This is a genomic window from Micromonospora antibiotica (assembly GCF_017599305.1).
Taxonomy (GTDB): Bacteria; Actinomycetota; Actinomycetes; order Mycobacteriales; family Micromonosporaceae; genus Micromonospora; species Micromonospora antibiotica.
Genome location: NZ_JAGFWR010000014.1, coordinates 71050 through 94156, shown reverse-complemented (window position 1 = coordinate 94156; position 23107 = coordinate 71050). Strand labels below are relative to the sequence as shown.

Annotated in this window: 18 protein-coding genes; 13 read left to right on the top strand and 5 right to left on the bottom strand. The window is 72.1% G+C overall.

Annotation, left to right across the window (positions count from 1 at the left end; genetic code table 11):
* The first annotated feature begins 86 nt into the window (after nucleotides 1-86).
* The 5 genes from glgC to JQN83_RS21920 all read left to right on the top strand — a co-directional run bounded on the left by glgC (nucleotide 87) and on the right by JQN83_RS21920 (nucleotide 6969).
* A complete protein-coding gene (gene glgC, locus JQN83_RS21940) occupies nucleotides 87-1319 on the top strand; it encodes a glucose-1-phosphate adenylyltransferase (protein WP_208569019.1) in 1233 nt (410 codons plus the stop codon).
* Nucleotides 1320-1387: 68 nt separating this feature from the next.
* Nucleotides 1388-3025, top strand: a complete 1638-nt coding sequence (gene pgm, locus JQN83_RS21935) for a phosphoglucomutase (alpha-D-glucose-1,6-bisphosphate-dependent) (protein WP_208569018.1) — start codon at nucleotides 1388-1390, stop codon at nucleotides 3023-3025.
* Between the two features lie 152 nt (nucleotides 3026-3177).
* Entirely contained in the window at nucleotides 3178-4437 is a 1260-nt protein-coding gene (locus JQN83_RS21930) for a hypothetical protein (protein ID WP_208569017.1), read from the top strand.
* Between the two features lie 22 nt (nucleotides 4438-4459).
* The gene (locus tag JQN83_RS21925) at nucleotides 4460-5680 is read left to right on the top strand and encodes a hypothetical protein (RefSeq protein WP_208569016.1); all 1221 of its coding nucleotides are present in this window, start codon (nucleotides 4460-4462) and stop codon (nucleotides 5678-5680) included.
* The gene (locus JQN83_RS21920) at nucleotides 5677-6969 is read left to right on the top strand and encodes an MATE family efflux transporter (protein ID WP_208569015.1); all 1293 of its coding nucleotides are present in this window, start codon (nucleotides 5677-5679) and stop codon (nucleotides 6967-6969) included. Before JQN83_RS21925 ends, JQN83_RS21920 begins: the two co-directional genes overlap by 4 nt.
* Before the next feature lie 42 nt (nucleotides 6970-7011).
* Here the strand turns inward: JQN83_RS21920 and JQN83_RS21915 are convergent, their stop codons facing one another.
* From JQN83_RS21915 to gmd, 3 genes are read right to left on the bottom strand one after another with little or no spacing between them, the layout of a single operon-like run.
* Complete coding sequence (locus tag JQN83_RS21915; protein ID WP_244252966.1) at nucleotides 7012-8130, bottom strand: DegT/DnrJ/EryC1/StrS family aminotransferase; 1119 nt, start codon at nucleotides 8128-8130, stop codon at nucleotides 7012-7014.
* Between the two features lie 2 nt (nucleotides 8131-8132).
* Entirely contained in the window at nucleotides 8133-9335 is a 1203-nt protein-coding gene (locus JQN83_RS21910; protein WP_208569013.1) for a glycosyltransferase, read from the bottom strand.
* Nucleotides 9332-10345, bottom strand: coding sequence for a GDP-mannose 4,6-dehydratase (gmd, locus tag JQN83_RS21905; protein WP_208569012.1), 1014 nt, complete (start codon nucleotides 10343-10345; stop codon nucleotides 9332-9334). The genes JQN83_RS21910 and gmd overlap by 4 nt, the downstream gene beginning before the upstream one ends.
* Before the next feature lie 320 nt (nucleotides 10346-10665).
* Between gmd and JQN83_RS33265 the strand changes: the two genes are divergently transcribed.
* Together JQN83_RS33265 and wecB are read left to right on the top strand one after the other, a co-directional pair.
* The gene (locus JQN83_RS33265) at nucleotides 10666-11766 is read left to right on the top strand and encodes a glycosyltransferase (protein WP_208569011.1); all 1101 of its coding nucleotides are present in this window, start codon (nucleotides 10666-10668) and stop codon (nucleotides 11764-11766) included.
* 115 nt (nucleotides 11767-11881) lie between these two features.
* On the top strand, nucleotides 11882-13006 hold the full coding sequence (wecB, locus tag JQN83_RS21895) for a non-hydrolyzing UDP-N-acetylglucosamine 2-epimerase (protein WP_208569010.1): 1125 nt from the start codon (nucleotides 11882-11884) through the stop codon (nucleotides 13004-13006).
* Here the strand turns inward: wecB and JQN83_RS21890 are convergent.
* The gene (locus JQN83_RS21890; RefSeq protein WP_208569009.1) at nucleotides 12935-13708 is read right to left on the bottom strand and encodes an acetyltransferase; all 774 of its coding nucleotides are present in this window, start codon (nucleotides 13706-13708) and stop codon (nucleotides 12935-12937) included. The genes wecB and JQN83_RS21890 overlap by 72 nt on opposite strands.
* A 199-nt stretch (nucleotides 13709-13907) precedes the next feature.
* Between JQN83_RS21890 and JQN83_RS21885 the strand changes: the two genes are divergently transcribed.
* The gene (locus tag JQN83_RS21885; RefSeq protein WP_208569008.1) at nucleotides 13908-15125 is read left to right on the top strand and encodes a glycosyltransferase family 4 protein; all 1218 of its coding nucleotides are present in this window, start codon (nucleotides 13908-13910) and stop codon (nucleotides 15123-15125) included.
* A gap of 153 nt (nucleotides 15126-15278) precedes the next feature.
* Nucleotides 15279-15785 (top strand): acyltransferase, encoded by a 507-nt coding sequence (locus tag JQN83_RS33865; protein WP_307799550.1) that lies wholly within the window; start codon nucleotides 15279-15281, stop codon nucleotides 15783-15785.
* Nucleotides 15786-15833: 48 nt separating this feature from the next.
* On the opposite strand, the gene JQN83_RS21875 is transcribed toward JQN83_RS33865, so the two are convergent.
* Complete coding sequence (locus JQN83_RS21875) at nucleotides 15834-17864, bottom strand: hypothetical protein (RefSeq protein WP_208569007.1); 2031 nt, start codon at nucleotides 17862-17864, stop codon at nucleotides 15834-15836.
* A gap of 239 nt (nucleotides 17865-18103) precedes the next feature.
* Here JQN83_RS21875 and JQN83_RS21870 point away from each other — a divergent pair, with 239 nt between their 5' ends.
* The 4 genes from JQN83_RS21870 to JQN83_RS21855 are packed head-to-tail and all read left to right on the top strand — an operon-like array spanning nucleotide 18104 to nucleotide 22963.
* Nucleotides 18104-19060: an NAD-dependent epimerase/dehydratase family protein gene (locus JQN83_RS21870; protein ID WP_208569006.1), complete on the top strand. Its 957-nt coding sequence runs from the start codon at nucleotides 18104-18106 to the stop codon at nucleotides 19058-19060.
* Nucleotides 19057-20517, top strand: coding sequence for a lipopolysaccharide biosynthesis protein (locus JQN83_RS21865; protein WP_208569005.1), 1461 nt, complete (start codon nucleotides 19057-19059; stop codon nucleotides 20515-20517). Before JQN83_RS21870 ends, JQN83_RS21865 begins: the two co-directional genes overlap by 4 nt.
* Nucleotides 20502-21704 carry a glycosyltransferase gene (locus JQN83_RS21860; RefSeq protein ID WP_208569004.1) on the top strand — a complete coding sequence of 401 codons (1203 nt, stop codon included), beginning with the start codon at nucleotides 20502-20504 and terminating at the stop codon, nucleotides 21702-21704. Before JQN83_RS21865 ends, JQN83_RS21860 begins: the two co-directional genes overlap by 16 nt.
* A 5-nt stretch (nucleotides 21705-21709) precedes the next feature.
* Nucleotides 21710-22963, top strand: coding sequence for a glycosyltransferase family 4 protein (locus JQN83_RS21855; protein ID WP_208569003.1), 1254 nt, complete (start codon nucleotides 21710-21712; stop codon nucleotides 22961-22963).
* Nucleotides 22964-23107 lie beyond the last annotated feature (144 nt).

Here is a 23107-nt window from a genome sequence, read left to right as displayed (position 1 = left end):
CCTAGTGCAGAAACCCGCCGCGCACCGGTCACGGAACTGTGCCCGTACGAGTGGTGAAGTCGCAGCGGTATGGATAGCGTCTGGTCATGGCTGCCAAGGTGCTCGCGATCGTCCTGGCCGGCGGAGAGGGCAAGCGCCTCATGCCGCTCACCGCGGACCGGGCCAAGCCGGCCGTCCCGTTCGGCGGGATGTACCGCATGGTCGATTTCGTCCTGTCCAATCTGGCGAACGCCGGCTTTCTCAAGATCGTCGTTTTGACCCAGTACAAGTCCCACTCTCTGGACCGGCACATCACCAAGACGTGGCGGATGTCGACACTGCTCGGCAACTACGTCACGCCCGTGCCGGCCCAGCAGCGTCGGGGCCCGTGGTGGTTCGCCGGTTCCGCCGACGCGATTTACCAGAGCTTCAACCTGATCAACGACGAGCAGCCGGACTACGTGATCGTCTTCGGCGCCGACCACATCTACCGGATGGACCCCCGGCAGATGGTCGACGACCACATCGCCTCCGGCGCGGCGGTCACCGTCGCCGGCATCCGCCAACCGCTGTCGATGGCCGACCAGTTCGGTGTGATCGAGGTCGGCGAGGACGGCAAGCGGATCCGGGCGTTCCGGGAGAAGCCCACCGACGCGGTCGGCCTGCCCGACGCCCCCGACCAGATCTACGCCTCGATGGGCAACTACGTCTTCTCCACCCGGGCGCTCTGCGAGGCCGTCGAACGGGACGCCGCCGACAAGACCAGCAAGCACGACATGGGCGGCAGCATCATCCCGATGCTGGTCGAGCGGGGCGAGGCGAACGTCTACGACTTCAAGGACAACGAGGTGCCCGGCAGCACCGACCGGGACCGGGGCTACTGGCGGGACGTGGGGACGCTCGACTCGTTCTACGACGCGCACATGGATCTGATCAACGTGCACCCGGTGTTCAACCTCTACAACTTCGACTGGCCCATCTACACCGACCAGCCGCCGTACCCGCCGGCGAAGTTCGTCCACCAGTGGGGTGAGCGGGTCGGCCGGGCCGTCGGCTCGATGATCTCGCCCGGCGCGGTGATCTCCGGCTCGCTGGTGGAGAACTCGGTCGTCTCGCCCAAGGTCAAGGTGCACTCCTGGGCGCAGGTCGACGGCGCGGTGCTGATGGAGGGCGTCGAGGTGGGCCGGCACGCCGTGATCCGCCGGGCCATCCTCGACAAGAACGTCTTCGTGCCCGAGGGCGCCGAGATCGGCGTCGACCTGGAGAAGGACCGGCAGCGCTACACGGTCTCCGACAACGGCGTCGTCGTCATCGGCAAGGGTCAGCGCGTCGAGCCCTGAGCCGGGTGTGACCCGGCCGACGCCGGGGAAGACAGCGCACCGACCCGTACCCCAAGGAGGTTTCCGCAGTGGCCCACCCCCGTGCCGGACAGCCCGCCGAGCCCGCCGACCTGGTCGACGTGCCCCGGCTGGTGACCGCCTACTACGCCGAGCACCCGGACCCGGACGACCCGGCGCAGCAGGTCTCCTTCGGCACCTCCGGCCACCGGGGGTCCAGCCTGCGCAACGCCTTCAACGAGGATCACATCCTCGCGGTCACCCAGGCGCTCTGCGACTACCGCCGGGAACAGCACCTCACCGGCCCGCTCTTCCTCGCCCGGGACAGCCACGCGCTCTCCGCCCCCGCCGAGGTCAGCGCGTTGGAGGTGCTCGCCGCCAACGGGGTGACCGTGCTGCGGGACAGCCGCGACGGCTACACCCCCACCCCGGCGCTGTCGCACGCCGTGCTCACCCACAACCGGGGGCGCACCGACGGGCTCGCCGACGGCATCGTGATCACCCCGTCGCACAACCCGCCCGACGACGGCGGCTTCAAGTACAACCCGACCAACGGCGGGCCCGCCGACACCGACGTCACGAGGTGGATCCAGGACCGGGCGAACGCGATCCTGGCCGCCGGGCTCAAGGAGGTTAGACGCATCCCGTACGCGCGGGCGCGCGCCGCCGACACCACCGGCACGTACGACTTCCTCGCCGGCTACGTCGACGACCTGCCGTCGGTGCTCGACATCGACGCGATCCGCGACGCCGGGGTGCGGATCGGGGCGGACCCGCTCGGCGGGGCCAGCGTCGCCTACTGGGGTGAGATCGCCGAGCGGCACCGGCTCGACCTCACCGTGATCAACCCGCTGGTCGACCCGACCTGGCGGTTCATGACCCTCGACGGCGACGGCAAGATCCGGATGGACTGCTCGTCGCCCAACGCGATGGCGTCGCTGATCGCCGCCCGGGACCGGTTCCAGGTCTCCACCGGCAACGACGCCGACGCCGACCGGCACGGGATCGTCACCCCCGACGGGGGCCTGATGAACCCCAACCACTACCTGGCGGTGGCGATCGGCCACCTGTTCCGTACCCGGTCGCAGTGGGGTCCGGCGGCGGCCGTCGGCAAGACCCTGGTCTCCTCCTCGATGATCGACCGGATCGCCGCCGACCTGGGTCGACCGCTGCTGGAGGTGCCGGTCGGCTTCAAGTGGTTCGTCCCCGGGCTGCTCGACGGCACGGTCGGCTTCGGCGGCGAGGAGAGCGCCGGGGCGTCGTTCCTGCGCCGCGACGGCAGCACCTGGACCACCGACAAGGACGGCATCCTGCTCTGCCTGCTCGCCGCCGAGATCATCGCCAGCACCGGCCGGACCCCGAGCGAGCACTACGCCGCACTGACCGAACGCTTCGGCGCACCCGCGTACGCCCGGATCGACGCCCCGGCCAGCCGGGAGCAGAAGGCGGTGCTCGGTCGGCTCTCCCCGGAGCAGGTCACCGCCACCGAGCTGGCCGGTGAGCCGATCACCGCCACCCTGACCAGTGCCCCGGGCAACGGGGCGGCCATCGGCGGGCTGAAGGTGACCACCGAGTCGGGTTGGTTCGCGGCCCGGCCGTCGGGCACCGAGGACGTCTACAAGATCTACGCCGAGTCGTTCCACGGGCCGGCGCACCTGGCCCAGCTCCAGCAGGAGGCGAAGGCCCTGGTCGACGCCGTGCTGGAGTAGTTCCGGCGGCTGCCCTGCGCCCCGTCCGGCTATCGGACGGGGCGCACGCCGTGCTGCCCCCGGTGCCCGGAGTTTCCGCTCCGGAGCGTTTCGTGGACCTCGACTCGCTCGTTGCGCATGAGGCGACCGAAAACGGGGTGAGGGGGCGGACGATGACCTGTTCCAGGGCGGTCTCCGACCCTGGTTCCGAAATCGATGTCGTCGAATCCCGGGCAGCGTCGTCGGGACGCCATCGGGAACTGGTCGGTCGGCTGCTGCGCTGCTATCCCGTGAGCTTCCTGGTGCTCGCCCCGTATGCGCTGTTGATCTTGCCGATGGCGTTGGTCAATGACAACCCGCGTACCGGTTTCATCGTGTTCCTGGTGGGCCTGGCGTTGCTGGGCAGTGTCTCCGTGGAGACGTTCTGTCTGCTCCTCGGGCGACCCGATCCGCAGTGGCGGCGCGGCATGCGCCAGGCGACCGCCCGGTACCCGGGGATCTATCCGGTGGCCCGCCTGGTCGTGCTGATCAGCATCGCGGCCGCACTGCTGGGGGCGCACCTCGGGGAGGGGAGCCTCGTCGCGCAGATCTCCGGGGAGACGTCCGACACGCCGATGGTGGCGCTGACCAAGTTGTTCTCCGGTTGGGCGGCGCTCGGGTTCGCGCTGCTGGTCGCCAGCCACCTCGGCGGCCACCTGTCCAAGGCGAAGCTGTACGGCTGGTTGGGCGCGCTCGTCGTCACCAAGGCCTTCGTCACCGTGCTGACCGCCCTCACGGCGCCCCTGATCGCCTTCGTCTTCTTCGCGGTCACCGCCGGGGTGGTCTGCGGCGTGTTCCGGTTGCGGTACCTGGTGTTCGGCACACTGGTGCTGGTCCTGTTGTGGCCGGCCATGTTCGACTACCGCAACGGGATACGGGAGGACCAGGGCGTCGCGGTGGACGACGCGGTGACCGCGACGGACCGGATGCGCCTGGACCGGCAGCTGACGGTCGTCGCCCCCACGGAGGTCCCCGTCGACCTCGGTCAGCCCGAGGGCGTCGACTACCTCAGGTACGGGCTGGTACCGCGGCTCCTGGACCCCGGCCGGCCGGCTCTGACGACCGGGCAACGGATCAACCAGTACCTCGGCGGTAGCCGGACGTCGGCCTCCAACTTCCTGCTGCTGGGCAACATGTGGTTCTTCGACGGTCCCGTCGGGGTGGTGGCCGTGCACGCCTTCTGGGCCGGGTTCGTGGCGCTGTTGCTGCGCTGGCGGGGCCGGCCCGGCCCGGCCCGGTTGAGTCTGGTCTGTCTGGTGTTCTCCGATGCGTTGCTGTGGTCCGGCACCTACCCCGACTCGATGATCGGGTTCCTGCAACACGCGGTGTCGGCGATGGCGGTCTTCTTTCTGCTGTGGTTGGCCCGCAGATTCCCGGGCCGGGCGCCCGCATGACCCGAGCGGGGCGGGGATCCGGGTGAAACGTCAGCGGGAGTTGGTCGGCGGGCTGCTGCGGTGCTATCCCGTCAGCTTCCTGGTGCTCGCCCCGTACGCGGTGTTCATCGTTCCGATGGCGGTGCTCCACCACAACCCGCGTACCGGCTTCCTCGTGTTCCTGGTGGGCCTGGCGTTGCTGGGCAGCGCCAGTGTGGAGACGGCCAGCCTGTCCTTCGGGCGTCCCGATCCGCAGTGGCGGCAGGGCATGCGGCAGGCGACCGCCCGGTTCCCCCAGATCTATCCGGTGGCCCGGCTGGTGACCCTGACCGGCATCGCGGCGAACATCGTCGGTGCCCACCTCGGTCGGGGAACCGTCGTCGCCCAGGTGTCCGGCGAACTGGTCGACACACCTCTGGGAATGGTGTGCGCGCTCTTCTCCGGGTGGGGCACGCTGGGCTTCGCACTGCTGGTCGGCAGCCAACTCAGCGGTCGGCTCTCGCGGCCGAAGCTGTACTGCTGGCTGACCGCTCTCGTCGGCGTGGAGGCGTACGTCGCAGCGCTGACCGCCCGTTCCGCGCCACTGGTCGCACTGGTGTTCTTCGTGGCTGCCGCCGGAGCCGTCTGCGGCGTCTTCCGGCTGCGTCATCTCCTGCTCTGGACGGTGGTGCTCCTCCTCGCCTGGCCCACCATGTTCGCCCAGCGCAACGCCATCCGGGAGGAGTCCGGGGTCATGGTGGACACTCAGGTCACCGCCGCCGACCGGCTCCGTCTGGACAGTCAACTCACGGCGGTGGCGGGCTTCGAGGTGCCGGTCGAGATCGGCCAGCCCGGTGTCGTGGACTACTTCCGGTACGGGCTGGTGCCCCGGGTGATCGACCCGGACCGGCCGGCGCTGTCCACCGGGCAACGGATCAACCAGTTCCTCGGCGGCGGGCCGACGTCGGCCTTCAACTTCCTGTTGCTGGGCAACATATGGTTGTTCGACGGCCCCGTCGGAGTGGTGGCCGTGCACGCCTTCTGGGCCGGGTTCGTGGCGCTGCTGCTGCGCTGGCGGGGTCGACCGGGGCCGGCCCGCTTGACGTTGTGCTGTCTGGTCTTCTCCGATGTGCTGCTCTGGTCCGGAACCTACCCCGACTCCACCATCGGCTTCCTGCAACACCTGATGTCGGCGGTACCGGTCTTTCTCCTGCTGTGGCTGACCCGTCGCTCCTCCGTCGGGCGGGACGACCGGGTGCCGCTGTTGCGGGGTGCCGCCCGGTGACCGTCCGGGTCCGTGCTCGCGCGGCCCGGCACCGGGCCGTTCCGGGCCCGCCCCGGACCGGTCGCCGTGCCCTGCTCGCCCTGGTCGTCGGGGGTCTGTCCAGCGGCGGCAACCTGCTGGTGGCGATCACCGTCACCAGGCTGGAGCCGATCGGTGGGGTGGGTCAGTTCGCGCTGGCCTTCTCGTTCTACATCCTCGGCTCCGGGCTGGTACGCAGCATGGTGACCGACTCGACCCTGGCGGCCGGTACGGGGGCCGCGTCCGCCGCCCGGCGGGCCATCCTGCTCGGCACGGTCAGCGGCGTGGCGCTCGGCGCGGCGGGGATCGCGTTTGGCTCGTCCTATCTGGTGTTCGTGGGCCTCGCCCTGCCCGGTCTGGTGCTCTACGACTACACCAAGGCGATCGCCGTCGGCGTCGGGACACCGTCCGGGGCCCTGGCCCAGGAGACCGCCTGGGCGGCGGTCACCGGCTGCGCCGCGCTTGCCGGCCTGTTCCGGCTGCTCGACGCGCCGTACGTGTTCGCCCTCTGGGCGTTCGGTGGCGGGCTCATCGGCGTGGTCGTCGCGCTCCGCCGCCGGTACGCGTTGCGACCCGGCTGGCGCATCGGTCGGGCGGAGAGCCGCGTCGCGTTGGGGTTCGGCACGCAGTTCCTGCTGACCACCGGATCGGCGCAGTTGGCGCTGACCGCCCTGGCCGCCTTCGCGGGCACCGCGGTGGTCGGCGCGTTGAGCGCCGGCAGGACGCTGCTGGGGCCGGTGAACCTGGTCCTGTCCACCGCCGCCACGCTGATCCTGCCGCACCTGGCCCGCAGCCGTGCCGAGTCCCGCGCGGTGCGGACCCGGGTGGCCGTACGACTCGCGATGCTGGTGTCCGCCGGTGTCCTGCCGATGACGACGGCGGTCGCCCTGCTGCCCGACGCGGTCGGGACGACGCTGCTCGGCGCCAACTGGGACCTGGCCCGCAGCCTGTTGGTGTTACTCGCGCTGGAGAGCCTGTTCGCGGCGCCGGCTGCCGTCGGCTTCGCCGGGCTGCGGGTGGAGCAGGCGAGCCGGCTGGCGATCCTGCTCGGCGTCCTGCTCGGCGGAATCCGGGTGCCCGTGGTCGTTGCCGCAGCGGTCCTGTGCGGTGCGACCGGTGCGGCCGGCGCACTCGCGGTGCTGGCCCTGGCCAGCGCGGTCGCCTGGGGCGGCAGCTATCTCCTGCTGCTGCGCAGACGCGAGGCGGACCGCGCGCGGGGTGTCCGGCGAGACCCCACCGACGAACTGGCCGACGTTGTCCGCCCGACGTGAGCTGCCCCCGCCCCGCGGCACCGGGCGGGGGCGGCACCCGCGTCAGGCGACGGTCGACAGGGCGGCGCGGACGCGCTCCACCACCGTCTTGACCCCCGCGTCGGTCAGCTCCGGATAGGTCGGCAGGTTGATGCCGCGCCGGCTCAGGTCCACGGTCACCGGGCAGTACGCCTGCGGATCGTGGTGCGCGGGCAGTTCGGGGATCGGCACGAAGAAGGGCCGGGTCTCCACGCCGAGCCGGTCGAGTGCCAGGGCCACCGTGTCCCGGGAGGTGGCGTCCCCCGCCGGCCCGACCAGGAAGGCGGCCATCCACGGTGCCCGCCGGACACCGGCGACCACGTGCTGCGCCGCCAGCGCCGGCTCGTCGGCCAGCTGCGTCTCGTAGCCGGCGATCACCGCGTCCCGCCGGGCGATGATGTCGTCGGCCCGCTCCAGTTGGGCGCAGAGCAGCGCGGCGGCCAGGTTGGTCATCCGGTAGTTGTAGCCCAGCACCGGGAAGTAGTACCGCCGCTGCGGATCCATGCCCTGGTTACGCAGCAGCCGCATCCGGGCGGCCAGCGCCTCGTCGGAGGTGGTCACGCAACCGCCCTCACCCGCGGTGATCACCTTGTTGCCGAAGAAGGAGAAGGTGGTGGCGTCGGCCAGGGAACCGGTCGGGTGCCCGTCGACCGTGGCCCCGAAGGACTCCGCCGCGTCGGCCACCAGGAGCAGTCCGTGCCGCTGGCACAGCGCGCGCAGGGCGGGATAGTCGGCGGGGTGGCCGTACAGGTCGACGGCGACGACCGCCCGGGTGCGTGGCCCGATCGCGGCCCGGACGGCGGCGGGGTCGACGCACCAGCTCTGCGGCAGCACGTCCACACAGACGGCGCGCGCCCCGCAGTACGCCACGGCGTTCGCGGTCGCCACGTAGGTGAGCGCGGGAACGATGACCTCGTCGCCCGGACCGATACCGGCGGCGGCGAGGACCAGGTGCAGGGCGACCGTGCCGTTGGCGGTGGCCACCGCCGTGCCGGCGGCACACCGCCGGGCGAACCGGTCCTCGAAGGCGTTGAGGTAGGGGCCCTGGGAGGAGACCCAGCCGCTCCTCAGGGCGTCGACCACGTACCGCTCCTCCAGGTCGGACAGGCTCGGTCGGGCCACCGGATAGCGGTCGTCCGTCATGCTCACGACGCTTCCTCCCCGCTGAGTTCGGCGGCGAACGCGGATCTCGGTATCGGTCCCGGTCGTCCCTGCGCCACCCAGCGCAGCACGTCGAGGTAGTCGGCACCGGTCGCCGCCCAGGTGCGGGCGGCCAACCGGCCGTTGGCGTGCCGGGCGGCGGCGGCGTAGTACGCCCGGTCGGCCAGCAGCCGCTGGACCGCCTCGGCGAGGGACGCCGGGTCGGTGGCCCGGAAGACCGTCGCCTCGGCACCGGTGAACTCCAGTTGGGCCAGCAGCGGCTCGGCGTCCGCGCAGGCGACGGGCAGCCCCCAGCTGAACGCCTCCAGCATGGCACCGCTGGCCGCCTCCCAGAGCGACGGGATCACCACCGCGTCGGCCCGGGCGTAGAGGGCGTTCAGCTCGTCGAGGGTGACGAACCCGGGGAAGGACACCCGGCCCCGCAGGTCGGGCTGCGCGGCGCGGGCGAGCAGGCGGCTGGCGTCGGGCTCGACCAGCGGGCCGGGGCAGACCAGCCGGCACTGCGGCAGCAACGCCATCGCCTCCAGCAGGGTCGCGTGGTTCTTGTGGGTCGCGGTGGAGGACGGGTAGACCAGCAGGCCCGGTTCGGGCCGGGCGGCAGCCCGTTCGGGTGCGGGCTGGAACGTGGGGGTCGGGATGAGCGCGGTCCGCTCGGCAGCCTCGGGAAACAACCGCAGGGTCTCCCGGTACGGGTGCGGCCAGGTGACCACGAGGGCGGACGCACGGGCCACGTTCTCCCGGACCACCGCGGCGAAGCCGGGGGAGTGGAAGGCGGCCCGCAGGTGCCGCAGGTCGTGCACGACGACGACCGAGGGGCCGGGCCCGATCGGGGCGCTGTGGAACGGGTACAACGTCACGTCCGATCCCCGCTGCCGAGGGACCGAGCGCTGCCGGACCGCGTTGACCGCCCTGCGGACGGCGAGCGAGTCGCGGACCCGGGTCGGCGTCCAGCGGCGCAACAGCTGCCCGGGAGGAGTGTCCGAGCGCAGCGGCTGGGCGATCTCGGTCCAACCGAGCTGATCGGCGGGCACCTGGTCACGCCACTGGTCGAGGGTGCCCCGCAGGATGTTCACCCGCAGGTCGTGGGAGGTGTCGGCGGCCATGCCGGTCAGCAGGCCGTAGGTGAAGGCCTCGACCCCGGCGGCGTGTCCGGGGCGGATCGGGGTGGCGTCGACGGCGATCCTCATCGGTCCACCCGCACGAGACGTCCCATCCGCTCGTCTTCCAGGAGTTGTCGGTCGGCGTCCACCATCACCCGTACCAGGTCGCCGAACAGGGTCTTCGGCGCCCAGCCCAGGTGCCGCCGGGCCTTGCTGTAGTCGCCGATGAGCGCGTCGACCTCGGCGGGCCGGAAGTAGGCGGGGTCGATCTCCACGTACCGCTGCCAGTCAAGACCGACCCGGTCGAAGGCGGCCTGGACGAACTCGCGTACGGAGTGCCCCTCGCCGGTGGCCACCACGTAGTCCTGTGGGGTGTCCTGCTGAAGGGCCAGCCACATCGCCTCGACGTACTCCGGGGCGTAGCCCCAGTCCCGGACCGCGTCGAGGTTGCCCAGGTAGAGCTTGTCCTGGATGCCGGCCTCGATCCGGGCCACCGCGCGGGTGATCTTGCGGGTGACGAAGTTCTCGCCGCGCCGGGGGCTCTCGTGGTTGAACAGGATGCCGTTGACGCAGAACATGTCCCACGACTCGCGGTAGTTGACCGTCGACCAGTAGGCGTAGACCTTGGCGCACGCGTACGGGCTGCGCGGGTGGAACGGGGTCTCCTCCCGTTGCGGAGGCGGGGCGGAGCCGAACATCTCCGAGGACGACGCCTGGTAGAAGCGGCAGTCGATGTCGGCCGCCCGCGCCGCCTCCAGCATCCGCAGGGCACCGAGCCCGGTGATGTCGGCGGTGTAGCCGGGAACGTCGAAGGATACGCGGACGTGGCTCTGCGCGCCGAGGTTGTAGATCTCGTCCGGCCGGATGTCGCGGATCAGCGCGGTCAGTGAGGCCGGGTCGGAAAGGTCGCTGTAGTGGAGGAACAGACGCGCCTCGCCGTTGCGGGGATGGACGTCGACGCGGTCTATCCGTTCGGTGTTGAACGAGGACGACCTTCGCTTTATCCCGTGCACCGTGTATCCCCGGTCGAGGAGGAACTCGGACAGATAGCTACCGTCCTGACCGGTGGTGCCGGATATGAGTGCCACTCGCGACATGGGGGTCCTCTCGTGCCGGTTGGGATTTGTTGCGCGACTCCCTTATACCGTTTGCCGGACCGGTGATCATGATTTTTCGGGTGGCGTTCGACGAATTTGCGCCAAGCGCGGTACGCAGTCACCGAAGTGACACTCGCTCGTTGTTCCACCCAGTTCCCAGATTTCAGCGAGGAGCGAGGATGGCCGGTGACACCAGCCCCGCAACGAACGTTGACGAACGGTTGGCGGGTGCCGGGGGGACCACATTCCGGGTCCTCGTCACGGCGGGCTACTTCAGCCCCGGGTGGCGTGCCGGAGGGCCGGTCCGTTCCATTTCGCACGTGCTCGACACGGCCAGCGGCGCGGTTTCCGCCACCCTGCTCACCCGGGATCGCGACCTCGGTTCCCGGGCGGCCTATCCCGGGCTCTCCGGCACCTGGGTGCGACGCGGCCGGACGAAGGTCTTCTATCTCGGCGTACGGCACCCGGCGCACTGGCTGACGCTCTGGCGTTCGTTGCGGTCGGCACGTTTCGATCTGCTCTACGTCAACAGCGTCTGGTCGGTCTTCTCCATTCTTCCGATCGCCGCCACCCGGCTCGGCCTGCTGCGGGCGGATCGCATTCTGGTGGCCCCGAGGGGTGAATTCGGCTCGGCCGCCCTCGCCCTGCACCGGGCCCGCAAACGGATGTTCCTGGCCGGCTGGCGGTGGATGCTGCGGGGGCCCCGGGTGCTGTGGCACGCCACCGGGCCGCAGGAGGTCGCCGACATCCGGGGGGTGCTGCCCCGGGCCCGGATCGGCGTCGTCGCGATCGGCGTCGGCCCCGAACCGCGCCCCGCACCGGCCGACCCGCCGCCGGCCGACCCGCCCCGGCTGGTCTTCATCGGTCGGATCTCACCGATGAAGAACCTCGACCTGGTGCTCGCCGCGCTCGCCCACGTCCGGGCCCGGGTGCGGCTCGACATCTACGGCCCGGTGGAGGACGCCCGGTACTGGCAGCGCTGCGAGCAGTTGTGGTCCGCCCTGCCGGACCCGTCCGTCGTCAGCTACCGGGGAGAGTTGCGCCCCGACCAGGTCGGCGAGACCTTCGCCCGGTACGACGCCTCCGTCCAGCCGACCCGGGGGGAGAACTTCGGCAACGCGATCGCGGAGAGCCTGGCGGCGTGCTGCCCGGTGATCTGTTCGGACCGGACACCGTGGACGGCCGTGCTGCGTGACGGCGGCGGGCAGGTGCTCACCGAGCTGACCCCGGTGGCGTTGGGCGCGCTGGTCACCCGGCTCGCCGCCACCTCGCCCGAGCAGCGGCAGGCGGCCCGGGCGGCGGCGGGGGAGGCCTACCGCCGCTGGTGGCTCGACCGGCCCCGGATCAGCGTCCTCGACCAGGCATGGCAGGCGGTCAGCGCCCCGGCGTGCCGGGTCCCCCCACAGGGACGGCCGTCGTGACACCGGCCGACCCGCGTACCGCCGACCCGGACCCCGCACCGCACCGCCGGGCGGACCGCGCCCACCGGTGCCGGGCGGTCCCCGCCACACCGCGACCGACCATGAGGAGACGTCCATGACCCGGGTGATGACCGTCGTCGGGACCAGACCGGAGATCATCCGGCTGGCCCGCGTGATCGACACGCTGGATCGGACCGTGGAGCACACGGTGGTGCACACGGGCCAGAACTGGGACCCCGCGCTGTCGGACATCTTCTTCACCGAGCTGGGTGTCCGGTCCCCGGACCGCTTCCTGCGGGCCGACACCCGGTCGCTGGGTAGCCTGCTCGGGGCCGTGCTGGTCGGCACCGAACAGGCGATCGGTGAGCTGCGCCCGGACGCGCTGCTGGTGCTCGGCGACACCAACAGCGCCATCGCCGCGTTGATGGCCCGGCGGATGAAGGTCCCCGTCTACCACATGGAGGCCGGCAACCGCTGCTTCGACCTCAACGTGCCGGAGGAGACCAACCGCAGGCTGGTCGACCACGTCGCCGACTTCAACCTCGTCTATTCCGAACACGCCCGGCGCAACCTGCTCGCCGAGGGCCTGCACCCCCGCCGGATCCTGCACACCGGCTCACCCATGCGGGAGGTGCTCGACCACTACCGGCCGCAGATCGACCGGTCCACCATCCTGGCGCAGCTCGCCCTCGAACCGGGCGGCTACTTCGTCGTCAGCGCCCACCGCGAGGAGAACGTCGACCACCCGGACCGGCTCCGGCGGCTGCTGGACTGCCTCTGCGCCGTACGCGACGAGTGGCGGCTGCCGTTGCTGGTCTCCACCCACCCGCGTACCCGCAAGCGCCTGGAGTCCCTCGCCGTCGACGGCACGCTGCTGGACGGCATCACCTTCCACGAGCCGTTCGGGTTCTTCGACTACGTGACCCTGCAACGGCACGCCCGGTGCACGCTGTCCGACAGCGGCACCGTCAGCGAGGAGGCGGCGATCCTCGGGTTCCCGGCGGTGACCCTGCGGGAGTCCATCGAGCGCCCCGAGGCACTGGACTGCGGGGCGATCGTGATGACCGGGCTGGACCCGGCCGGGGTGGTGGAGGCGGTACGGGTCGTGGTGGCCCAGGTGGCCGCCGGTCCGGTCGCCTGCCCGCTCGACTACCAGGTGCCGGACACGTCACGCCGGGTGGTCGACTTCATCCTGTCGACCGTGCGCCGGCACCACGCCTGGGCGGGCATCCGCCGCTGACCGGTCCACCGGCCGGGCGGGCACCCCGGTGACCACCGCGCCGGCCGGGACGTCCCGGGTCACACACGCGCCCGCACCCACCACGGCGTCCCGACCGACCCGTAGCCCCGGCAGGACGGCGGCGGTGGTGCCCACCATGACCCCGTCGTCGAGCCGGCAGTAGCCGGAGACCGCGGCGAGCGGATTGACCGAGACGTGGTCGCCGAGCACGCTGTCGTGCCCCACCGTGCAGTTCTGGTTGAGGTGCACCTGACGGCCCAGCACCACGTTCGTCGTGACCCGGGCGCCACCGGCCGCGAACAGCCCTTCCTGGAAGACGCAGTCCGGGCCGATCTCGGCGGCCGGGTGCACCACCGTGGCGGCGGGCAACCCGTAGCGGGCCAGGGCCCGGTCGGTCTCGCGGCGCAGCCGGGGGTGCCCGACGCCCAGCGCCACCTGCAGGCCCGCCGGTGCTCCGGCGAGCCACCGGGTGGGGCCGAGGAAGGGCACCCCGAGCCGCCGCACCCGCTCCACGTTCGGCGCGGTCGGATAGTCATCGACGAAGCCGAGGACCCGCCACCGGGCGTCGTCGACCGGGTAGGCGTTCAACAGCCGAATTACCCCGAATATCTCCCGGCCCATCCCGCCCACACCTACGATCACTAGGTCGGTGGTCAACCGTTGCCCCCTCGGCCACGCAGAGCACCGGTCGCGCTCCGCCATCCGCCCCCGGGCGGCACCGCCGGGGTCCGCCCGGCGCGGGCACCGGCAAGGGTCGAGTTCCCGGCCCGCGGACGCGTCCCCCTCCACGACTGCGGCATCCGGTACGGGCTACGCCCCCCGGCGGCCACGGTCGTTGCCTGTGCAAGCCAGACACCCCTGCGGGATGCCGATCTGCGGACGGCACGGTGAAGGTGGGCCGATGGTGGACAAGTTGACAAGGCTGCCCTCCCTGGACGACGCCGCCGTCGTGCGCCGGACCGGTGACACGGTGGGCAGCTACCGGGTGGTCGCGACCGCAGGGGTGTTCGAGCCGGGCTTCCGGGGTGGCGGCCCGATCCGCTCGCTGCGGTTCATCCTGGACACCCTGCCGGGGCATCTCGACGTCACCCTGGTCACCCGGGACCGGGATCTCGGCTCGTCTGCACCGTACCCCGGTCTGTCCGGGCGGCTGCTGCGGCGCGACGAGCGGTCCGCCGTTTTCTACCTGGACCCGTGGGCGCCGCGACACTGGGCCCGGCTGATCCGCCACGTCCGCGCCCGCCCGGTCGACCTGCTCTATGTCAACAGCATCTGGTCGCTGTTCTCGGTGGTGGCGATCCTGGCGGCGGCGCTGCGCCTGGTGCGCGTGGGGGCGGTCCTGGTCGCCCCGCGCGGTGAGCTGTCGCCCGGCGCCCTCGCGATCCGGTCCGCCAAGAAGCGGCTCTTCCTGGCGGTGTGGGCGCCGCTGCTGCGCCGGCTGGGGGTGCGCTGGCAGGCGTGCAGCTGGCTGGAGGAACAACAGATCCGGGCGACCATGCCGTGGGCGCAGGTGATGGTGAACGGCAACGAGAGCCCGATCCCGGCGCACCCGGCCCCGCCGGCCCGACCGCACGACGGGCCGCTGCGGTTGGTCTTCGTCGGCCGGATCTCGCCGATGAAGAACCTCGCCACCGCCCTGGAGGCGGTGGCCGGCACCACCCGGCCGGTCGAGTTCGACATCTTCGGTCCAGCGGAGGACCCCCACTACTGGGCGCGCTGCCAGCGGGTCATCGCGGCCATGCCGAGCCACGCCCGGGTGCGCTACCTCGGCGAACTCCCGGCGGCGGACGTCATGCCGACGTTCGGCCGGTACGACGCCTTCCTCTTCCCCACCCTCGGTGAGAACTTCGGCCATGTGATCCTGGAGAGCCTGGCGTCGGGCTGCCCGGTCATCTGCTCGGACAACACGCCGTTCAGCGAGCTGATCGCCGACACCGGCGGGACGGTGGTGCGGCCGGCGACGGCGGACGGCCTCAGCCGGGTGCTCGACCTGCTCGCCGACCGGTCACCCGAGGAACGGGCCGAGGCGAAGGCGACGGCCGGCCAGCGGTACCGGCGTTGGCGGCAGCACCGCCGGGAACCGAACGTGCTGGAGCACGCCCGCCAGTTCTGCCGCTGAGCCCGTCCGAGCCGCGCCCGGCGTCACCAGGGCCGGGCCCGGCTCGTTCACCCCAGTGACCGGGACCACCTGCCCCGGTCCGGTGCTCTCCCAGCCGTACCCTGCGATCGAGGACAGTCAGTGCCCAGTCGTGTTCGTACGATGGTCCGGCGGGTGCGGGACCATCTGGCCGCGTCCCGCGACCCCGAGGCGTTCGTCCGGTCCCTGGGGGTCAACCTGACCGGCCGGGTCAGGTTCTACGGGGTCAACCGGGCGATGTTCGGCTCGGAGCCCTGGCTGATCACCATCGGGGACAACGTCTACGTCACCTCCGAGGTGCAGTTCGTCACCCACGACGGTGGCACCCTGATCCTGCGCAAGGACTATCCCGACCTCGACTGGACCGCGCCGATCAGGATCGGCGACGACGTCTACATCGGCATGCGGGCGATGATCCTGGCCGGGGTCACCATCGGCAACCGGTGCGTCATCGGGGCGGGTTCGATCGTCACCCGGGACATCCCGGACAACACCGTGGCGGCGGGGGTGCCGGCGCGGCCGGTGCGCACCACCGACGAGTACCTCGAACGGCTGCGGGCCAAGTCGCTGGGCATCGGACACCTGCCCGTCCCGGCCAAACACGAGGCGATGAAGCGGATCTACGGCGTCCCCACCGGTTGACGCCCACGGGGCCCGCCGGCCGCAGGCTCAGGCCCGCCGGCCGCAGGCTCAGGCCCGCCGGTAGGCGACCTGCGGCGGACGGAACTGGTGCACCCCGCTGATCGTGATCGCCCCCAACGCCCCGGTCACCCCGGTCACCTCGTAGCCGAACCGGTCACCGGTCATCGCCGCAGCGGTGGACCCGAGTTGCAGCGGCACGGCACAGCCGACGCTGCTGGCCCGCACCGTGGGCGGGGTGACGCCGCTGACCTGCCAGACCTGCCCGTACCAGTGCCAGCCGGCGGGTAGCGGCACCGGGGCGCCCAGCACGGACTCCTTCACCCCGACCGTGGTGACGGCGACGGTGCCGAAGTCGGCGAGCGGGCCGAGCAGGGCCGGCCGGCCGGTGGTCGGGTCGTGGGCGTACACGCCGTGCCGTAGTACGCCGGTGCCGACCTTGGTGACCTCCACACCGGCCCGGTCGACCGGGGTCGGCTCGGCCAGGAAGAACGGGTGCAGCAGCAACCGCTGGTAGGCGCCGGTGCAGGTGCTCTCCACCGTCGGGCCGGACCGGACGAGGAAGTACCCTCCCCGGGCCCGGGTCACCCCCGGCGGCGGCTCCGGCAGGGCCTCGTCGGGGTCCGCACGCCACATCCCGTAGCCGGGGGAGACCGGCACGGCGTACGGCACCCCGGCGACGGTGACCCGGTCGGGCACGGTGAGGTTCGTCGGGCCCACCGGGACCAGCAGCCGGTGGAACAGTTGCGGCGCGTCCAGCTCGGCCTGGGCGGCCGCGCCGACCCGTTCGATCAGCACGAAGTCCTGGCTGCCGGTGGAGACCACGATCTCGGTGGCGGTCGAGGGAGGCATCAGGTAGCGGCGGTAGGCGGTGCCGGCCACCGACTCCCCGGCGGCCAGGGTGCGGCCCCAGACCAGCTGCGGGTAGTTCTTCTTGAGACTGGAACTGATGAACCAGCCCTTGGCCGTGGTGTAGCGGGTCCGGATGCCGGGCACCCCGTCCGCGACCGGCAGCAACCCGACGGCGATGCCCCACTGCTGCACGCCGCCGCCGTTGACCACCCACTGGGTCATGCTGCTCGCCGGCATCGACCGGTCGGTGAGGGTCGCCGGGGTGAAGTCGGTCAGCGCGGCGAGGGTGTCGATGTTCGCCCAGGCGGACCAGTTCAGGCCGCCGGCCGCGCCGACGTTGGGCATGAACTGCCGGCGGCTGCCGCCGGCCACCGGGGTCAACGGCGCGCACTGGGTCACCCCCGCGTTCAGGGTGAACCGCGTCAGGGCGGTCACCTGCTGCGCGACGAGCAGGTCACCACCGGGCGACCAGCGGTAGACGTTGGAGATCCGGCACAGCGACGGGATCCTCGGCATGATCGTGGCGATCGGGGTGCCGATGTTCGCCCGCGCCGTGTCGATCATCCCCTGGTAGGAGGGGATGACGTACGACTCCCGGATCACCAGTTCCTGGCCCGTCGACCGGCCGTCGGGCACCGGCCGGCCGTCGAGTTCGACGGCCACCGTGTGGGAGTGGGTGGCCGGGCGGATCTGCACGTCGGGGGTGAGGCCGGTGATCGGCACGGTGGCCCGGTTGGTCGCCCCGGAGACGTGGGTGAGCGGCGCGGTCGGCTTGACCCGGGCACCCTGGGCGATGCCGTCCACGATCGTGTACGGGTTGCCGAACAGCAGGCTGCTGGCGCTGGTGATGGCGAGCAGGGTGAAGATGCGGCTGCCGTCGCTCCACTGCGAACCCACGTCGGCGGTCGTCTTGCCGTGGTTGGCCACCGCGATCTGGTTGCCGACGTTGTAGCCGTGGTTGCCGCCGACGTACGACCAGCCGGTGTTGATCGGGCAGTTGTCGTCCGAGGTGTCGTGGATGCGGGTGCCGACGGCGGACAGGACCGGCCACACCTGGGCGTCGGTGGCGGTCGAGGGCACCAGGCTCACCTGGGGCAGGCCGGAGTGCCACATGCCGACCATGCTCTCCGCGTACGCCAGGTTGACGGGCATGATCACGTCTCGGGTGGCGTCGATCCGCGACCTGACGGACATCAGGGCGTTGGACCGGTAGACGATCAGCTCGGCCATCCTCCACACCTCCACCGTTGAACTGCGACGATGCTGTCACTGTGCGCGTTTGCCCAGCTGGCGGTTGGTGTCGGTCGGCTCCCGGACAGCACCACCGGCCGTTCGGTTGACCCCGGCCGGGCTGCTGCAGGCTGACGACCGACAAATTTGTCCTAATTGTGATGAAGATTCCGTCTGTGCCGTAATGTGCTGCATGCCTGCTTCGACGAACAGGTGAGGTGTGTACCGGGGGGTTGTCCATGCGCATTCTGATCACCGGTGGGGCCGGCTTCATCGGTGCCAACCTGGCCCGCGCCGCCCTCGACGAGCCGGCCGTCAAGGAGGTCAGCGTCCTCGATGATCTCTCGGTCGGGCTCCGGGGCAACCTCGACGGGCTGGACGTCGAATTCGTCGAGGGGTCGATCCTGGACCCGGCCGCCCTGGACGCGGCGATGGCGGGTAGGGAGGCGGTGGTCCACCTGGCCGCCCTGCCCAGCGTGCCCCGCTCGCTACGCGACCCGCTGGCCTCCCACCACGCGAACGCCACCGGCACATTGATGGTGCTGGAGGCGGCCCGCCGGCACGACGTGGGACACGTGCTCGTCGCCTCCTCCTCGTCGGTGTACGGCATGAACCCGGCGTTGCCCAAGGCGGAGCAGACCTGGACCCGCCCGATGAGCCCCTACGCGGCCAGCAAGCTCGCCACCGAGGCGTACGCCCTGGCGCACCAGGCGTCGTTCGGGCTGCCCACCCTGGCCTTCCGGTTCTTCAACGTCTACGGCCCCGGGCAGCGGCACGACCACGCGTACGCGGCCGTCATTCCCCGGTTCACCCACGCCGCCCTGCGCGGCGAACCGGTAGTGGTGCACGGCGACGGCACCCAGTCCCGTGACTTCACCTACGTCGGTACGGTCTGCGACGTCATCCTCGACGCGCTGCGCCGCCGGGTGCACCACCCGCATCCGGTCAACCTCGCCTTCGGGGCGCGGGCCAGCCTGCTCCAGGTGCTCGACGAGTTGGAGGAGCTGCTCGGACGGCCGATCGCCCGGGAGCACGCGCCGCCGCGTACCGGCGACGTCCCCCACTCGCTGGCGGACGACAGCACCCTGCGGCAACTGTTCCCGGACGTCACGCCGGTCCCCCGGGCTCAGGGGTTGCGGGCGACCGGCGCGTGGCTGGCCGCGCGGCTGGGGGTCGCCCCCGCCCTCCTCCGGTGACCCGGGCCGTGGGCCGGCCCGCCGCCGAGGCGGTCGCAGCCGGACCGCCGGCTTCCGCGCCGCCGCCGGCCCCCGCGCCGACGTCGGCTGCGGCGCGGACCGGCACGGCGGTCGTCACCCCGGTGGCGACGTCCGGCCCACCGTCGGGGCCCGGTCGCGACCGCGCCGTCACGGTCGGCATCGCCACCGCGATGGTGGCCAAGGGGATCGGCCTGGCCGCTCCGCTGGTCATCACGCCCGCCTGCTTCCGGTATCTCGGCGACCAGCGGTACGGCCTCTGGATGGCGATCACCGCGCTCACCGGGATGGCCTGGTTCGCCGATCTGGGGCTGGGCAACGGGCTGCTCACCCGGCTCGGTCAGCTGGCCGACGACCCCCGGCAACAGGCCCGGGAGATCTCCGGGGCCTTCGCCACCCTCGGTGTGGTCGCGGTGCTGCTGCTGGCGGCACTCGCGGTGGTCACCCCGGTGGTCCCCTGGGTGGACCTGTTCGCCGTCCGCGACCCGGCCGTCGCCGCGCAGACCACCACCATGGTCCTGATCTGCTTCGGCGCGTTCGCGGTCAACATCCCGCTGTCGGTGATCCAGCGGATCCAGTACGCCCGCGGCCAGATGGTGCAGAGCAACGCCTGGCAGTCGGCCGGGGCCCTGGCCGCCCTGGCCGTCGTGCTGGTCGCCATCGCCGCCGACTGGGGACCGCTGGTGGTCGTCGGCGGCGCGGTGCTGGCCGTGCCGGTGACGAACCTGCTCAACACGGTCACCTACTTCTGGTCCGCCGACCCCGCCGGCCGGCCGGGACCCCGGCTCGTGCACCGGGCCACCGTCGTCGGCCTGCTCCGGCTGGGTCTGCAGTTCTTCGCGCTCACCACGATGTCGTCGATCGCGCTCAACGTGGACAACCCCCTGGTCGCGAACGTCCTGGGGCTGACGGTGGCGGCGCACTACGCGGTCGTCGGAAAGCTGTTCGGGGTCCTGTGGATCTTCGTCGGGCTGGTGGGCATGACGGTCTGGCCGGTCAACGGCGCCGCCCTGGCGCGCGGCGAGGTGGCCTGGGTACGCCGCAACACCCGACGCATGATGGTGCTCTACGGCGTGATCGTCGGGGCGGTCGGACTGCTGCTGGTCGGCTACGGCCACCGGCTGATCGAACTCTGGGTCGGCCAGGTCGACCGGTCGACGATCCGGCTCCCCGTCCTCGTCGGGCTGGCCGGCTGGTCCCTGCTGGTCGCGGTCACCTCCCCGCTGATCCTGGTGCAGAACAGCATCGGGCTGCTCCGGCCGCAGTTCGTCGGCTGGGCGTCGTTCCTGGTGCTGGCGACCGGGCTCAAGGTCTGGGGACTGCGACAGTTCGGCCTGGCCGGGCTGCCCGCGGCAGCCTGCGCCGCGTACCTGCTCACCATGGTTCCGGCGGCGCTGGTGGGATACCGGCGGGCCCTCACCCGGTGCGGACCGTCGTGACCGGCCGGGTCCGGGTGCTGCGGGTCGTCGGTGAGCTGAACTTCGGCGGCACCGAGATGCGTACGGCCGAACTGCTGCCCCGACTCGCCGCCGCCGGCACCGAACTGCACCTGGTGACCCTCAGCGACACGGTGGGGCCCGGACCCCTGGCCGACATGGTCACCCGGCACGGCGGCACCGTCACGGCGATCCCGCTCGACCTGCGCTTCCCCGCCCGGTTCCTGCGCCTGGTCGGGAGGCTGCGCCCGGACGTGGTGCACGCCGACTGCGCCAACTTCTCCGGGGTGCCGCTCGCGCTCGGCGCGCTGCGGGGCGTACCCGGACGGGTCGCGCACTTCCGGGGGGACGACAACCGGCCGCGTACCCTGCGCCGCCGGGTCTACCGGTGGATCTGCGGTCGGCTGCTGGGCAGCTGCGCCACCGACATCCTGGGTGTCTCACCCAGTTCGCTGACGTTCGGCTACCACCCGGGTTGGCGTGCCGACCCCCGCTGCCGGGTGGTGCTCAACGGGCTCGACCTCGACCGGCTCCGCCGCCCCAGCCCCGACGACCTGCGGGCCCTGATCGGCGCGGGGCCGGCCGACCTGGTCTGCGTGACCGTGGGCCGGGCCTCGCCCGAGAAACGCCGCTGGCTGTTGCCGCCGATCCTGGCCGCGCTGCGGGAACTGGGCGTGTCCGCGCACGCGGTGCTCGTCGGGCCGGGTGACCCGGCCGACGACGACCAGGTCCGGGCGGCGGCACACGCCGTCGGGCTCGGCGACCGGGTGCACCTGCTGGGCCCCCGCGACGACGTGGGCGGGCTGCTGCGGCAGGCCGACGTCGTCGTCCACCCGTCCTGCCTGGAGGGGTTGCCCGGGGGAGTGCTGGAACCCGTCGCGGTGGGCGTGGGCACGGTCGCCGCCGACCTGCCGGGCGTGCGCTTCATCGGCGACCGGCTACCCGGGGTGAACATCGTCGGTGTCGACGCCCCGCCGCACGTGTGGGCGCGGGCGGTGGGCCGGGCGGCGGCGTACACCGCGTCGACCGCCCCGGCGGTGGCCGCCGACCGGTTCGAGCACAGCATCTTCGCCATCGACACGGCGGCCAGCATCCACCTGGAGATCTACCGACGGCGGGCCTCGGCCCACCCCGGGCGGGACCGGGTGCCACGAGAGAGCAGCCGACCCCCGGTCGGCTCGGGACGGTGAGAGAGATGACCGATCAGAGCATGCTCGTCGGCCGGGAGCCACGGCCGGCCGGCGGATCGAATGCACGGGCCGACCAGCCCCGCCCGCTGCTCGTCGGCGCCTACGCCTTCCCGCACGGCGACGCCACCTCCAACCGCCTGCTGCAACTCGCCCGGTCCGCCGCCCCCGAGGGCAGCCGCACGCTCGTCGTCAACGACTGGCCCTGCGAGCTGGCCTTCCCGGCCCGACCACCCGAGGCGGCCGGCGTCGACCTGGTCACCCTGCGCGTGCGTGGCCGGCACCGGCTCACCCGGCTGCCGGCCCGGCTGGCCCGCCCGGTCCGGGTGCTGCGGGCCGCCCGCCGGCAGGGGGTACGCCGTGGCGACGTGAACGTGGTGCTGCTCCCGATGGCGTTGATGACCCTCGGCAACTGGACGGTGCTGCGTCTGGTGCTGCGCTGTCCGATCGTGGTCGACGCCAGCGAGCGGCACGACCGGCGGCAGTTCCGGCACGGCTGGCTGACCCCGTACTTCGTCCGGCACCGCTGGTCGACGTTCCTGGCCACCCGGCTCGTCGGCCGGGCCACGGCGGTGTCCACCACGTTGGCCGGCTACCTCGCGGCGCACGGGCTGACGGTGCTGGTGGTGCCGCCGCAGGTGGACTGCGACGACTTCCCGACCGGCCGGCCGCCCGCCCTCTCCACCGGCCTGCGGCTGCTCTACGCCGGCACCCCCGCCCGCAAGGACATGCTGGACGTGATCCTGCGCGGCATCGGCCGACTCACGCCGGAACAGCAGCGACGGGTCAGCCTCACCATCGCCGGGGTCACCCGGGAGGCTGCCGCCGCCCACTCCGACCTGGACGTCTCGGTCCTCGACGGGCTCCACGCCGAGGTGCGGTTCCTGGGTCGGGTGCCCCGCGCCACCGTGCTGACGCTGCTCGCGGAGTCGCACTTCTCGATGCTGGTCCGCCCCACCGGGGGATACGCCGCCAACGGCTTCCCGTCCAAGGTGCCGGAGAGTCTCGCCGCCGGCTGCCCGGTGCTGCTCAACCACACCAGCGACCTGGCCACCTACGTGCACGACGGTATCGAGGGGCTGGTGCTCGACGGCAACGGGCCGGACGACGTGCGGTGGGCGGTCGAGCGTGCGTTGCGGCTGACCGACGACGACTGGACGGCGATGAGCCGGGCCGCCCGGTCGAGGGCCCGTGAGTCGTTCGACCACCGGGCCTGGCGGGACCGGGTCAGCGCCTTCCTGGCGGCCGACGACCGGAGCTGACCCGGGCGTTCCGACGAGGCGGTGGGCGTCCCGACCGGACGCCCACCGTCGTGCGATCCCAGGCCCGGTACCGAAGCCGGGTCTCAGTTTCTCCGCCGTCGGGTGATCGTTGCGCGGCGCCGTCGGGTGAGCTCAGTGCGGCGC